The 13,136-nt window shown below is 61.9% G+C and carries 18 protein-coding genes; 5 read left to right on the forward strand and 13 right to left on the reverse strand.

The genetic code is table 11. The features are described 5' to 3' along the window. The first annotated feature begins 22 nt into the window (after positions 1-22). Positions 23-424, forward strand: coding sequence for a RidA family protein (locus ABIB90_RS29825; RefSeq protein ID WP_007603265.1), 402 nt, complete (start codon positions 23-25; stop codon positions 422-424). A 41-nt stretch (positions 425-465) separates the two neighbouring features. On the opposite strand, the gene ABIB90_RS29830 is transcribed toward ABIB90_RS29825, so the two are convergent. From ABIB90_RS29830 to ABIB90_RS29840, 3 genes are read right to left on the reverse strand one after another with little or no spacing between them, the layout of a single operon-like run. Further along, on the reverse strand, positions 466-873 hold the full coding sequence (locus ABIB90_RS29830; RefSeq protein WP_354128551.1) for an ACT domain-containing protein: 408 nt from the start codon (positions 871-873) through the stop codon (positions 466-468). Further along, positions 873-2,162, reverse strand: a complete 1,290-nt coding sequence (locus tag ABIB90_RS29835; protein ID WP_007603267.1) for a DNA polymerase IV — start codon at positions 2,160-2,162, stop codon at positions 873-875. Before ABIB90_RS29835 ends, ABIB90_RS29830 begins: the two co-directional genes overlap by 1 nt. After that, positions 2,159-2,470: a DUF3572 domain-containing protein gene (locus tag ABIB90_RS29840; protein WP_247498652.1), complete on the reverse strand. Its 312-nt coding sequence runs from the start codon at positions 2,468-2,470 to the stop codon at positions 2,159-2,161. Before ABIB90_RS29840 ends, ABIB90_RS29835 begins: the two co-directional genes overlap by 4 nt. A gap of 241 nt (positions 2,471-2,711) precedes the next feature. On the opposite strand from ABIB90_RS29840, the gene ABIB90_RS29845 reads away from it, so the two are divergent. The 3 genes from ABIB90_RS29845 (at position 2,712) to ABIB90_RS29855 (ending at position 5,059) form a co-directional block, all read left to right on the forward strand. Beyond that, on the forward strand, positions 2,712-3,077 hold the full coding sequence (locus ABIB90_RS29845) for a response regulator (RefSeq protein ID WP_007603272.1): 366 nt from the start codon (positions 2,712-2,714) through the stop codon (positions 3,075-3,077). A gap of 14 nt (positions 3,078-3,091) precedes the next feature. Next, positions 3,092-4,465 (forward strand): PleD family two-component system response regulator, encoded by a 1,374-nt coding sequence (locus tag ABIB90_RS29850; RefSeq protein WP_007603275.1) that lies wholly within the window; start codon positions 3,092-3,094, stop codon positions 4,463-4,465. Positions 4,466-4,912: 447 nt separating this feature from the next. Then, positions 4,913-5,059 (forward strand): hypothetical protein, encoded by a 147-nt coding sequence (locus tag ABIB90_RS29855; RefSeq protein ID WP_157158686.1) that lies wholly within the window; start codon positions 4,913-4,915, stop codon positions 5,057-5,059. 322 nt (positions 5,060-5,381) lie between these two features. Here the strand turns inward: ABIB90_RS29855 and ABIB90_RS29860 are convergent, their stop codons facing one another. The 6 genes from ABIB90_RS29860 to ABIB90_RS29885 all read right to left on the reverse strand — a co-directional run bounded on the left by ABIB90_RS29860 (position 5,382) and on the right by ABIB90_RS29885 (position 8,102). Further along, positions 5,382-5,708, reverse strand: coding sequence for a hypothetical protein (locus ABIB90_RS29860; RefSeq protein ID WP_354158394.1), 327 nt, complete (start codon positions 5,706-5,708; stop codon positions 5,382-5,384). A gap of 124 nt (positions 5,709-5,832) precedes the next feature. Continuing rightward, entirely contained in the window at positions 5,833-6,039 is a 207-nt protein-coding gene (locus ABIB90_RS29865; RefSeq protein WP_007603282.1) for a GDCCVxC domain-containing (seleno)protein, read from the reverse strand. Next, positions 6,036-6,236, reverse strand: a complete 201-nt coding sequence (locus ABIB90_RS29870) for a hypothetical protein (protein WP_354158391.1) — start codon at positions 6,234-6,236, stop codon at positions 6,036-6,038. Before ABIB90_RS29870 ends, ABIB90_RS29865 begins: the two co-directional genes overlap by 4 nt. A 436-nt stretch (positions 6,237-6,672) precedes the next feature. Continuing rightward, positions 6,673-6,840 carry a hypothetical protein gene (locus ABIB90_RS29875; protein WP_354158389.1) on the reverse strand — a complete coding sequence of 56 codons (168 nt, stop codon included), beginning with the start codon at positions 6,838-6,840 and terminating at the stop codon, positions 6,673-6,675. Between the two features lie 172 nt (positions 6,841-7,012). Then, on the reverse strand, positions 7,013-7,231 hold the full coding sequence (locus tag ABIB90_RS29880; protein WP_007603284.1) for a hypothetical protein: 219 nt from the start codon (positions 7,229-7,231) through the stop codon (positions 7,013-7,015). 262 nt (positions 7,232-7,493) lie between these two features. Then, complete coding sequence (locus ABIB90_RS29885; protein WP_354158387.1) at positions 7,494-8,102, reverse strand: TetR/AcrR family transcriptional regulator; 609 nt, start codon at positions 8,100-8,102, stop codon at positions 7,494-7,496. 129 nt (positions 8,103-8,231) lie between these two features. On the opposite strand from ABIB90_RS29885, the gene ABIB90_RS29890 reads away from it, so the two are divergent. Beyond that, the gene (locus tag ABIB90_RS29890) at positions 8,232-9,470 is read left to right on the forward strand and encodes an MFS transporter (RefSeq protein WP_354158385.1); all 1,239 of its coding nucleotides are present in this window, start codon (positions 8,232-8,234) and stop codon (positions 9,468-9,470) included. A gap of 103 nt (positions 9,471-9,573) precedes the next feature. Here the strand turns inward: ABIB90_RS29890 and ABIB90_RS29895 are convergent, their stop codons facing one another. The 4 genes from ABIB90_RS29895 to ABIB90_RS29910 form a co-directional block, all read right to left on the reverse strand. Beyond that, the gene (locus tag ABIB90_RS29895) at positions 9,574-9,966 is read right to left on the reverse strand and encodes a hypothetical protein (protein ID WP_354201888.1); all 393 of its coding nucleotides are present in this window, start codon (positions 9,964-9,966) and stop codon (positions 9,574-9,576) included. A 100-nt stretch (positions 9,967-10,066) separates the two neighbouring features. Next, on the reverse strand, positions 10,067-10,453 hold the full coding sequence (locus ABIB90_RS29900; protein WP_354158381.1) for a hypothetical protein: 387 nt from the start codon (positions 10,451-10,453) through the stop codon (positions 10,067-10,069). 331 nt (positions 10,454-10,784) lie between these two features. Continuing rightward, positions 10,785-12,014, reverse strand: a complete 1,230-nt coding sequence (locus ABIB90_RS29905) for an acyltransferase family protein (RefSeq protein WP_354201889.1) — start codon at positions 12,012-12,014, stop codon at positions 10,785-10,787. Between the two features lie 123 nt (positions 12,015-12,137). Beyond that, the gene (locus ABIB90_RS29910; protein WP_354158377.1) at positions 12,138-12,806 is read right to left on the reverse strand and encodes a helix-turn-helix domain-containing protein; all 669 of its coding nucleotides are present in this window, start codon (positions 12,804-12,806) and stop codon (positions 12,138-12,140) included. Positions 12,807-13,136 lie beyond the last annotated feature (330 nt).

Raw genomic sequence — 13,136 nt, forward strand, 5'->3', positions numbered from 1 at the left:
CCACAAACATCCGGGAGGCATCATGCCCAAGCTCGATCATCTCCGCCCCAGCGGCCTGCATCACAATCCCGCTTATTCGCATGTCGTCACTGCCACGGGGGCGCGGACGATCTACATCTCCGGCCAGGTATCGGTGGACGAGGAAGGGCGGATCGTCGGCGAGGGCGATCTCGCCGCGCAGACCACGCAGGTGATGCAGAATCTCGGACACGCGCTGAAAGCAGCCGGCGCGAGCTACGCCAACATCGTGAAGATCACGACCTTCGTCGTGAACTACAAGCCGGAGCTGCGCCCGATCATCGGCAAGGCTCGCTCGGCCTTCTTCGAAGGCATGGAGCCGCCGGCGAGCACGCTGGTCGGCGTCTCGGCGCTCGCCGCGCCGGAATGGATGATCGAGATCGAGGCGGTGGCGGTCGCGGATTGAGATCTTTCCCGTAGCCCGGATTGCGCTGCGCTTGATCCGGGCTACGAGTGCGTAGCCTTGGACATCTCTTGCAGAAGAACCATCGCGTCGTCCGCCCTGTCAGCCGGCACAAATAGATGATCGTGGTGAAACGCCGAAACGGCGTTCACGCTGATGCCGGCTGCGGCGAGGCGTGCCGTGATTGCCGCCAGGAAGCCCACCACATCGAGTGCGGAGTGAACCGTCAGGGTGATCAGGCACGATGCGAATGCGTACCGCAGTCCCGCCGCTTCGGCCTGTTCGCGTGGGATCACGAGCGTCGTTCCTTCCTGCTCGCGGAACGTCAGCAAAGGGCTGAGCGCTGCGGGAATCGACTGGCCTGTCGGGATCGTGCAGAACACGAAAATGCCTGGCCGCATCTCCGGCTTCACGTGTCTCAGCAGCGCGTCGAGGTCGCGTTCGCCTGTCATCACTCCTGCGCCTTTTCCGGCCCCTCATACGCGATGCCGCGGATCACTGCGGCGCTGCCGAATTTCTTGCGCAAGCTGTCCACCGCGCGCTCGGCGTGGGCGGCGCGGCGGTCGAGCATGTCGGTGTCGTCGGCGACTGAACCCTCGCGCAACGCGCTGACGCCGGCGCCCATCAGACGGAAGGCGGTGCCGTCGATCTCTTTCGCCAGCATCTCGCGGCAGATCGAAAAGATCTTCGCGGCAAGCTGCGTCGGGGCCGTGATCGACTGCGAGCGGGTCCGCTGGCGGAAATCCGCGGTCTTCAGCTTCAGCGTGACGGTCAGGCCGGCGAGCTCGCTGCTCTTGAGGCGAGACGACGTCTTCTCGCAGAGGCGCCACAGGATCTTCTCCAGCGTCGCGAAATCGCGGATGTCGGTCTCGAACGTCGTCTCGCTCGAAATCGTCTTGGCGCCCCGATCGGGCTCGACGCGGCGGTCGTCGATGCCGCGCGCGAGCCGCCACAGCCTGCGGCCGTCGCTCGGAAACTGCCGCATCATCTCGATCTCGTCGGCCTTCTGCAGGTCGGCGATGATGCGGAAGCCGCGTTGCACCAGACGCTCCTGCGTCGCGGGTCCAACGCCGAAGATGAAACCGACGGGCTTCTCCGCAAGCATCAAGCGCGCTTCCTCCTGGTCGAGCGCGGCAAACCCGCGCGGCTTGTCGAGGTCGGAGGCGATCTTGGCCAGGAACTTGTTGCAGGAGAGGCCGACCGAGACGCTGATGCCGATGTCGCGCTCGATGTTGCGTGCGAACCGCGCCAGCACCTTGGCGGGGATCATGCCGTGCACCCGCTCGGTGCCGGAGAGATCGAGGAACGCCTCGTCGATCGAGAGCGGCTCGACCAGCGGCGTCAGGGCCTGCATGGCCTGGCGCACCTCGCGCCCGACCCGGACATATTTCGCCATGTCCGGCGGGATCACGGCGGCATGCGGGCAGGCTTCCAACGCCTTGTACATCGGCATGGCCGAGCGCACGCCGTAGGTGCGCGCGATATAGCAGGCGGCCGACACCACGCCGCGCTTGCCCCCGCCGATGATGACGGGTCTGTCGGCGATGTCGGGGTTGTCGCGCTTCTCGACGGTCGCGTAGAAGGCGTCGCAGTCGATATGGGCGATGGTCAGGCTTGCGAGTGCGCGGTGGCGGGCGAGGCGGGGGGAACCGCAGGCGGAACAACGCCGAACGCCGATATCCAGATCGGCCGAACAATCCCGGCAGAAGCAGCGGGGCCCGGCCGTCTCCAGGGAGGTCACGGCACGTCGCGCTCCCAATTGCGGTCGCCGAGCGCGTCGCCGAGAACCTGCCGCGCTGCGGCAACGTTGGTCGGATGCAGTTCCGCAGCGCTGGCAAAGGCCTTCACGGTGGCGTCATCCCGCATCACGAAATCGAGCACGCTGAGCAGGAAATTGGGGTCCGAGGCGGCATTGCGCAGCGTCTCCGGGCCGACCCCTGTCTCGGCCAGGAACAGGCCCAGCCGCTCGGGTTCGCCCGCGACGAAAGACAGCGCCTGAAGCGCAACGATTTCAGCGACTTCGCGCGGGTTGTGAACAGGCTTTTTCACGTGGCCGGTTTGCCTTTCCGTTAACTTTCGGTGTCTACTTTGGGGTCACCATGCCCGAGTCTCGTTCCTGAGTCTTGTGACCCCCGACAAGCAACTGAAAACCACATCGCAGAAAGTCGGCCCTCGGGTTTAACTAAACTCAAGCGAATTCGAGGCTAGTTTGAATCCAGTTTTCGAAGCGCCGGCGACCGGCGCCTGAGGCGTCACATGCATCGGTCTGCGGACCAATCAGGAGGGCGGGATGGCTAAGACCGTCCTGATCGTGGAAGACAACGAGCTCAACATGAAGCTCTTCCGCGACCTGTTGGAGGCGCACGGCTACCAGACCACCGGTACCAGCAACGGCTACGAGGCGCTCGACCTCGTTCGCAAGATGCGGCCCGACCTCGTGCTGATGGATATCCAATTGCCGCAGGTCTCGGGCCTGGAGGTGACGCGCTGGATCAAGGACGATCCGGAGCTGCGCAGCATTCCCGTCGTCGCCGTCACGGCGTTCGCGATGAAGGGCGACGAAGAGCGCATCCGCGAGGGCGGCTGCGAAGCCTATTTGTCCAAGCCGATCTCGGTCGGCAAATTCATTGAGACGGTCCGACGTTTCATCGGATAGGAAGTGAGTTCACAGTGTCCGCGCGTATTCTCGTCGTCGATGACGTCCCTGCCAACGTCAAGCTGCTCGAAGCTCGCCTATCCGCCGAATATTTCGACGTCATGACCGCCGCGAACGGCACCGAGGCGCTGGCGATCTGCGCCCGCGCCGAATGCGACATCATCCTGCTCGACGTCATGATGCCGGACATGGACGGTTTCGAGGTCTGCCGCCGCCTCAAGACCGATCCGGCCACGCACCACATTCCCGTCGTGATGGTCACCGCGCTCGACAGCCCGGCCGACCGCAACCGCGGGCTGGAAGCCGGCGCCGACGATTTCCTGACAAAACCCGTCTCCGATGTCGTGCTGATCGCGCGCGTCCGTTCGCTGACCCGGCTGAAGATGATGACCGACGAGCTGCGCATGCGCGCCATCACTTCGCTCGAGATCGGCATGCAGGCGCCCGAGCGCAGTGCAATCTCCGACACCGGCAAGGGCGGCCGCATCCTGCTGGTCGACGATCGCCAGTCCTCCTATGAGCGGCTGGCGACGATCCTCGCCGCCGAGCACACCATCGACGTCGAGCCGAACCCGACGGAAGCGCTGTTCCACGCCGCCGAGGGCAATTACGATCTGCTGATCGTCTCGCTCGACCTCAACAATTTCGACGGCCTTCGGCTGTGCAGCCAGGCGCGCTCGCTGGAGCGCACGCGGCATGTGCCGATCCTGGCGATCGCCGACCCCGAGAACGCCACGCGGCTGCTGCGTGGGCTCGAGATCGGGGTCAACGACTATCTGCTGCGTCCGATCGACAAGATCGAGCTGCTGGCGCGTGCCCGCACCCAGATCCGCCGCCGCCGTTACACCGACCATCTGCGCGACAACGTGCAGAACTCGATCGAGATGGCGATCACCGATGCGCTCACCGGGCTGCACAATCGCCGCTACATGGAGAGCCATCTCGCGACGCTGGCCGAACAGGCCGCGACCCGCGGCAAGCCGCTGGCGCTGATGATCCTGGACATCGACTACTTCAAGTCGATCAACGACAATTACGGCCACGATGCAGGCGACGACGTGCTGCGCGAATTCGCCGTGCGGGTGCGCAAGTCGATCCGCGGCATCGACCTTGCCTGTCGCTACGGCGGCGAGGAATTCGTCATCGTGATGCCGGAGACCGATCTCCACGTCGCCGGCATGGTCGCCGAGCGCCTGCGCCGCTCGATCGCCGGCGAGCCCTTTGCGATCCACAAGGGCACCAAGCGCATCGAGGTCACGATCTCGATCGGCCTGACCACGCTGGAGCAGAAGGGCGAGGCGGTTGGCGACGTCCTCAAGCGCGCCGACACTGCGCTGTACCGCGCCAAGCACGACGGCCGCAATCGCGTGGTGTCGCACGCGGCGTGAGGCCGCTCGCACAGGCCGGCGCAAAAAAAAACGCGAAAACAACCCCATGCACAGTAGCCGACGCTAGTCGGATCAATGGCTTACGTCGGCCGCAAAACGGCTGATGCTGGACCGCAATGCCGTTTGACTCGTCGGGCAAAACAGGAGCATGCTGCTAGCATTCCGAAAATCCCACGAACTCTGCTGTCGTTCCCCGCGCAGGCGGGGAATCCAGTACGCCGCGGCGTCTCGGCTCAAGCGATGGAATCCATGTGGACCGAAAGTCCGGGTTACTTCTGATCGACGTTGCTGGTCCCCGAACCTGGCGTACCGATCGGCAAGCCGTTCGCCGCATGACCGACGCCAACGCCCGGCGCACTGACGGCTCCTGGAGTTTGATCTTGCGGAAGCGTCTTGATCCCCGTCCTTGCTTGCTCAGCGGGGCTCATCTGGTCCCTGTTATCGCTGTTGGCACCATTGGTCGCCGTGATGCCGGACCCGTCGCTCCCGTTTGGCGTGCCGGTCTGTGTCGATCCGGTCGCGGTGCTGCCCGCGCCCGAGCTGCCCGGTGCGGCCGGTGTGCTCGCGGTGTTGCCGTTCGGCGTCGGGGGCTGAACGTTCGGGTTGGTTGGAGAGTTATTGGTGTGAGCGCCGGTTGAGGTTGCGTTTGTGCCCATGCCGGATGGGGCCGAGGGACCTCCATTGGCGGCGCCAGACGTGCCAGTGCCTGCACCTGAGCTCGCGGATGATCCGGACGCGCCGCCGCTCGCGGCCGCGCCACCCGCGCCACCACCACCTCCGCCGCCTTGTGCGAGGACCGGTGCGGCAACAGCGAAGGACAGTGCGGCTGTAAGAAGAAGCGATTTTCGATTCATGACCTTCTCCGGTGTAAAGAAGGTCAACTACGCCGAAATGGCGATTGTTCCTTTCAGTTCGGTCATTCAGGTGACCGCTCCCGGATTTCCGAGAGAGGCTGTTTCATATGGCGCGTCAGGCAGCCTTTTCCTTGAGTTCGAAGTCCATGGTCCAAGTCGATTTTCCCGGCCGCGTGCGGAATATCCATATCGTCACGCTCGAACCGGGCGGGATGACGATGCTGTCCCCTTAGTGCATCGTGAACTGCCGGATGTTGCTTTCGGTCGGCCCAGATCGAATGAGAATAAACATCCTTGTCGCTGGTCTTTGTGCAGCTCAGAACTCCTCCGTTCATAACGGCGCGGGTGGCGGTCTGGCTGACGGACGAGTCCATGTGGATGGTAGTCATCGTGGCAATCTCCAAAAGAATGAAAAAAAAGCCAGATGCTCCCTTGGGTTGTCGTGACGTGTCAAGCATGCCGCAAAACGCTCGCACCACTCCTCTTGTGCTGCATCCACTCCCTTCAGGGCAGCTAGTTAGAGCAGCCCGTGCCGTTCTCTTGAACCGGCGGACAGGGAACGGTGCCGAAGGAACAGAACACGCAGCAGTCGCCGGGGAGCGGCTTCAGACGCTCGCCGCAGCGTTTGCAGTCATAAAAGAACTGGCAAGCGTCGGTCGGCATGACCTCGGCAGCAGCGTGACCGCACTTGGGACACGTGATCGTGGAGTTCAGGATCATTTACCAGGCGCGTGGCAGACACCGAGCAAGGATTGCCGGCGAGCCTTCTTCTGATCGGTCACCAGTTTTATCTTCTCTCTCAAAACGAGGATTTCGGAATATTCCTTTTGGATCTCTCGGGGGCTGCGAAGTGCTTCAAGCTGCTGGGCGGTCAGTTTTAATATCGCGGCAATATGCGTACTCTGGATGTGGTGCATAGGATCAAATCCCTTCGTCGGGTCAGCGCTTGGAGAGGCTTTAGGGGGAAGCCCACCATCCGTCGGGGAATGGCTCCAGCAAAGTCTGATCGACTTGGTTGTCGTTGTCAGGGTGGCTGATAGCTCCTGCATTCCAGCTTGGTGGCGCGAGGCGACGGCGGCGGACAGACAGGGCGCCTGGTTTACGACTTCGAAGGCGGCGCGAAGCAGGATGTGTCAAGCGTAATGGAGGCACAGCGTGGGCGCTTCGCTCTGCTTCTTCGACCAGACCTCGAAGATATTCCAATTCTGAGAGCTGAGAAGTGAGTTCGCTAAGTTGTTGGGCATAAAGGATTGCGCGAGAGCTTCGCATGGATGTTCTCCCCAGCACAAAAAGAATTATCGGGAAAAAATGGCAATCTACCATAGGTAAACATCGGATTTCAATACGTCAGGCTCACTGCTTCAGGATCGCGGCTTCGGCCAGCGCGTCCATGACGCGATGAAGAAGATGCGGCCAGGCGGGAGGCAATTGAGACAGCAAAAGGAACCCCAGCTTCAGGGCGGTGAAGCTGGGGCTGTTGAGCTGCCTTGGCGAAGCAGCTGCCCCCTTGGGGAGGGCCACGGGAAAACTTGGCAATCGGTAAGTCGTTCCTAGCCGAACAAAAATGAACCCCAGCTCCGGGGGCAATGGGAAGAGCTGGGGCCCGACTGGACTGCATTACCGATATAGGAATGGGCGTCGGAAAAATTGGTGACCGGCGAGCCGTTTCAACTGCGGTGCTGCCGAAAAATGTTTAGCGGCCTCTGTCGTCCTTGCCGTTGGGGCTGCCATCGCCGCCGCCGTTACCCCAGCCATTGTTGCCGTGGTGGTGATGGACCGCGCTCGCACCCGATTTAGCAATTGCATCGGACGTGAGGGAGGTGGAGAGCAGCAGCGTTATAGTTGGAGGTGTCACGGCTGCGAACTTTCCGCAGGTCTTTAGAAATTCGCGGCGGTCGTCCTGGTCAGGCATGGGTTCTCTCCGGGGCTGGCGGAAAGATTAAATACGTTAAATCAAATTAAATCAATTTAACTATGTTAATAGGCTCGGTCACGAAGTGCGGCCATAAGTTGCGGCACCAGCTGTTCGCTCTTCGCTACTCCCTCAGGGATACCGGCGCGCTCCCTTCAAGAGATCGAAATGAAGCTTGGCCAACGGGTTGGCCGCTGGAGTGCGTGCTGGCCTGCCCGGCCTTCTTGCGGCGGGCGGATCGGGTTCTGATCTCGTAGCTACTTCAGGGATGCCGGGCCGGCCGTTTGCCTCGCTTCACCGCAGTCTCATCTCCCACATCCACCCCCGCATTTCGCAATAACACCGTCGCCGCCTCCTTCGCGGCACGCGCCATTGCGGGGTCGTCGCGGACGAGGTCCTGCGCGATGGAGCCGTCGACCAGCAGCACGAGCTGCGTTGCAAGCGCCTCCGCGTTCGTCACGCCGAGCTCGTTGAGGCGGTCGCGAAACCAGACGCGGCGGCTTTCCTTGAAGGCGATTGCGATCTTCTTCACGGTGCGGTCCGCCGGGCCAAGCTCGGCGACCGCATTCACGAACGGGCAGCCGCGAAAGTCCTTTGCGGCGAAACGGCGCTCCAGCGAATCGAAGGTGGCGAGGATCTGCTCGGCCGGGGGCTTGTCCGAGGGGCGGGGCTGCACGAAGCGGCGCTCCAGATAGGCCGCGATCAGCGCGTCCTTGGAGGGGAAGTGGTTGTAGAGCGTGCGCTTGGAGATGCCGATCTCGGCCGCGATGGTGTCGACGCCGATGGCGCGAATGCCTTGCAGATAGAACAGCTTGTCGGCGGTCTCGAGGATCCGCTCTTTCATCGTCTGTGGGGCGGGCGGGGGAGCCATGCGGCGGTGAATGTCCTGTTCGCTTGACAGCGCACGCTATCCATAGCCTAAGTACACAGGTCTGTGTAACCAAAATCAACTGATATTGCAGACGACGGCGCTCGCGCCGCGCCGATGAGGGAGACGAAAATGCCCCTGTTGCAGGTCCTGCGCCCGACATTGCCCATCCTGATCGGCGCCTCGATCATGCTGACGCTGAGCATGGGGCTGCGGCAGAGCCTCGGCATCTTCATGCAGCCGCTGACCCACGACATCCATCTGTCGATCTCCGACTTCACGCTGGCGCTGGCGGTGCAGAACCTCGCCTGGGGCTTTCTCCAGCCGCTCGCCGGCGCGATGACCACGCGCTACGGCTTCCGTCCCATCATGATCGCAGGCTCGTTCATGTACATCGCGGGCCTGGTGCTGATGGCAACCGCGAACGGTCTCGTCGCCATCATGATCGGCGCCGGCGTGCTGATCGGCACCTCGCTCGCCTGCACCGCGGCGGCGATCGCGATGTCGGTGGCGGCTCGCGCGGTGCCCGCGACGGTGCGTTCCACCGTGCTCGGCATCGTCTCCGGCGCGGGCTCGCTCGGCGCGCTGCTGTCGGCGCCAATCGGGCAGATGCTCAACGAGGGATTCGGGTGGCGCGTCGGGCTCGCCGGCTTCGTGGTGATGTCGGTGCTGATGATCCCCGCGGCCTGGTATGCCGGGCGTGTCGACGCGGTCCCGCTGCCCAAGCCCGCGACTGACGAGATCGTCGATGCCACGGCCATGATCGCGGCGAAGACCGCTTTCGGCAACGCGTCCTTCGTGGTGATGACCTGCGCCTATCTCGTCTGCGGCATGCAGCTCGTGTTCCTCACCACGCACCTGCCGTCCTATCTCGCGATCTGCGGCCTCGATCCGATGCTGAGCGCGCAGACGCTGGGCATGATCGGCGGCTTCAACGTGCTTGGCTCGCTGTTCTTCGGCTGGGCCGGCCAGCGCTGGAACAAGCTCGCACTGCTCGGCGGCATCTACGTCTTCCGCTCGCTCGCGCTCGCCTGGTACTTTACGCTGCCGGCGACGCCTGCCTCGACCTTGCTGTTCGGCGCGATCATGGGCTTCCTGTGGATGGGTGTCGGCCCGCTGGTGGCGGGCGCGGTCGCCGAGATGTTCGGCTTGCGCTGGCAGGCGATGATCCAGGGCCTCGCCTTCATGAGCCACCAGATCGGCAGCTTTCTCGGCGCGTATGGGGGAGGGGTGATCTACGATGCGCTCGGCTCGTATACGATGGCCTGGCGCATCGGCGTCGCGCTGGGGCTGGCCGGCGGCATCATCCAGGTGGCGTTCGCGCTGATCCGGCCGTCACAGCCGCCGGCGCCGGTGTTGCGGACGGCGTAGGGGGGCGTGTCCTCGTGAGCGTCCGCTTGGGAGTTTCTAGCGGACGCCGCGCGTCTTGGTCGTGATCGGCCGCTTGTGACCCTGAGCGGACAGTGGGTATCGCCTACGTGCCGCTCCCGAAATGGGCTGCTGCAGCACCGACGCAGAGAGCAAAGATGGTCCACAAAATGATTGCAGCCATTCCGTAGTTAATCTGGGTTCTCGCGCGAGTGACCGTCGTCTTCAGGTCATAAGGAAGCCCATTAGCAATATCGTCCTGTCCCCAAAATTGCTTCGCGTACCAAGGGCTTTGCAACACGGTGTAGAACCATGGAAAGTTCGCGCCGTCGAAGCGGGCTCCGATCAACTTGTATGTCGAATAGGCCGTTCGCATGCTCAGCAGCCCGGATAGAGTTCCGACTATCGGAATAGAAATGAACGACGCTTTTGAGATTTCTGCCCACACGCCTTGCCTCACGATCATCAAACGATGAACTATGTCGCCCTCAATTGTCATCGTAGCAGGCAACACTCAATACGTCAGCTTCTGGCCCTCAGCGGACCAATCGGCAGCGTTGGCGCCAAGGCTGCTTTTGACCCAAAGCGGGCGACCAACATTACCGCTCGCGGCTCGCACGCCAGCTGGCCGCTCTTGCTTTTAGTCGCAGTGATCTGCGAACAGGCTCTGAACGCGGCTCTACTTCGGGATCGTGCCCATCTACGGTCTCTCGCTCATTGTGCGGTCGGTTTGACGCGATGATCATCCCGACGATTGCACCAATTCCGAAACCGCCGAGACCGACAAATACACTTAGTGCCAAAGCAATGAAGACGTACAAGTCGCCGTGCTTTTCAAGTAGATAGGCAAGGAACATTAGACCCGGGATGTTAGCCAAGGCAGCCAATCCCCAGCCCCACGCGATACGACGCGGGGAGAAGTACGCAAAACACAAAACAGCGACAACAAAGCCTGCGGCATTACAGAGTAGAATTGTAGCAATCATTGCGACTCTCTACCGGATCAGATCCTTCGCGTGTCTAAACGGATCGAGATAGCACGCTTTAGTAGAAACAGACGGAAGTCTTAACCTGACGTAAATTCGCGTGTCGACAGCTTCGACAGTCGGCTTGTGGCCCATCGTTGACCTAGAGCGATACGGCTTCAACATCGTCTTCTGAGCGCATAGCGGACGCGACAGCTTCAGGGGCCGCCGAGCCCACCCCTCGCGCCCCGGACGCAGCGCAGCGCTTCTTCAGCGGTGCGCTGCGTCCGGGGCCCACGTCTCTGCAGCGTGTTGTGTTGCTTTCCGGGTCCCCGCTCTGCGCAGCGGCGTTTCACGCTGCAGCGCGTCCGGGAGACGACAGGGAACGTGCGGGGCGCAGTCGCAGCCCCCGGGCCAATGCCGGGCGCCTCGACGCCGGCTGCCTTTCCGGAAGCTTTCCGCAATGCGAAAGAGTCTGCATCAGCGCGCCTCTGACGATCGGTTCGATCTTCGCGCAAATGAACCAGCAGACCAGAACAAGCATGCCCAGCGCGATCCAGACGGCCGAGGTGGCATCGAGGCCTGCATCGACCAGGGCACGGATGAGCGCCGTGCCAATGACGTTGTGCGTGAGATAGAGCGGATAGGTGATCAGTCCGAGCGTTCTCAAATAGGCCGGTGCCTTGGGGGACGCGATGCCCGCAGAGCGCCTGTGCCGGTTCGCGGCGATTGCAATGAGAAGCACCGCGGCTGCCCAAACCATAATCGGCACGAGAGCCGATTGATCCGAGATGGCGGGGATGGACGTCAAGAAGAACGAGGCAAAAAAGTAGATCTCCGCGGCGCCCGAAAGACACGCGACGGCAATTGCGACCTGTTCGAGCGCAGTCAATTCTCTGTTCGCGGAAATGAACAGCCAGATCCCCAGCGCAAAGAAGCATCCATGCGTCAGCAGGAATGCCGCGCACGGCACGCGAAACATCAAAATGACGAGATAGGGCAAGTCGGACGGCGTCGTGCATGACAGCACGAGCAGCGCGACGGCATTGAATATTGCGCTGTAGATGGTGAGACCCCAGGCCAGGTGCCGCAGGGTGATCTTCTTCGTGAGCATCGCGCAGAACACGAGGCCATAAAATGCCGTCTCGGCTGCCAGCGTCCAATAGACCTCGTCAAGCCACTGACCTGTGACTCCCTTGGGAACCATCAGCATGGCGTGGATGTAGGGCAGAATGAATTCGGAGGCCGGTCCGCTCCCGAAGAGAAGCAGAACGAGGAAGGTCGCGGTGGCGCAAACCCAGACCGCCGGATAGATCCTGAGGGCGCGACCAAGAAGAAACTCGCCCGGCGACGATGTGCTCGCGGAATTCGCGATGACGAAACCGGAAATGACAAAGAAGATTTCAACGCCGACCCAGCCGAACCATGTGAAGGGCGCGGCGGACGGGTAGAGGACATCCGCTGCGACGCTGCGCTCGAAACCCGGGACGCCAATCGACACCCAGGCCCAGGACCAGAACATCTGGTGAAACATGGCGACGCCAAGGGCAGCGGCGAAGCGCAACGGATCCAGCAACGGCAAATGGCTCTTCACGGGAATGGACCAAGGTCATGCAACGATCCCGCTGGAGATATTGAAACTGGTCACGGCGCTCTGCGAGGTGGGTCACACTTGCTTTGCTCCGGGCCAATGCATCAATTCCGCTCATTGATCGAAATCGGTCAGTCTTGCTCGATCTCGCAATACGATTTGTCGCTGCGACTGCCCGATGAAGCTGAGAATGTCACGGTCCCTGAGTTGCGACAGGGCACGCGAGACCGTCTCCAGCGTCAGGCCCAGATAGTCGGCGATATCGCGACGGTTCATGGGAAGGCTCATGACTCCGGCCGCAGTCAAGCGGACGTCCATTTCGATCAAGAAAGCGGCGACTTTCTCGATTGCCGTTTTCCTCCCGAGCAACAGCATGTGAGTTTCGGCATGTTGAAGGCTGCCCGTGACGAGTCTGAGCACATTGTTCGTCGCGGTCGCGCCGCCGCACTCTTGCTCGACGACGTTCTGGCGATCGGTCAGACGGACAATCGTTTCGACAATCGCCTCGGCGGTAAATCTATGAACTGCACCGTTCTCGACGCCGAAGATGTCACCCGGCAGATGAAAGGCCATGATCTGCCTGCGACCGTCAGCCAATAATTTATAGCTTCGAACCGCTCCGCTCTTGACCTGGTAAAGATATTGGATCGGCTCCGCCTCTCCGAAGATCTCGGTGCCACGCCGATACTTGAATTCACTGCAAAACACGGCGTGACCGGCGAGCGCATTCAATTCGCTCGAGCTTGGCCGTTGAGGCGGAATTTGTTGCTTCCTTACGAGCATTCGTGGCCCCCCGCGTTGCCTGGAACCCGACCGAGGCTATGGGAAAAACCGGCAAGCAAAGTTGAGGGGGATCAATTTTGATGTGATGAGCGCAGCGTTACGGGCGCGAGGCGAAAGGAAAAGCCGCCGGCGCTTGGCGGCACTGGCGGCTCATTGGGGAAGTAGCAGTGTTCGCTACCCAGGCGGTATGGACTAACGCGTGCGTCCTGATCGCTTGAGATCGGCGACCTTAAACCTGTTGCCGGCGGCCAGGCTGCTGCACAACCAGTGTGCCTTGTTTCGGTTGTCGCCCAGGAACGTCCTGGTTTCGACGCAATCCAGGTAGGATTT

It is taken from the genome of Bradyrhizobium sp. JR4.1 (genome assembly GCF_040548605.1).
Classification (GTDB): Bacteria; Pseudomonadota; Alphaproteobacteria; order Rhizobiales; family Xanthobacteraceae; genus Bradyrhizobium; species Bradyrhizobium canariense.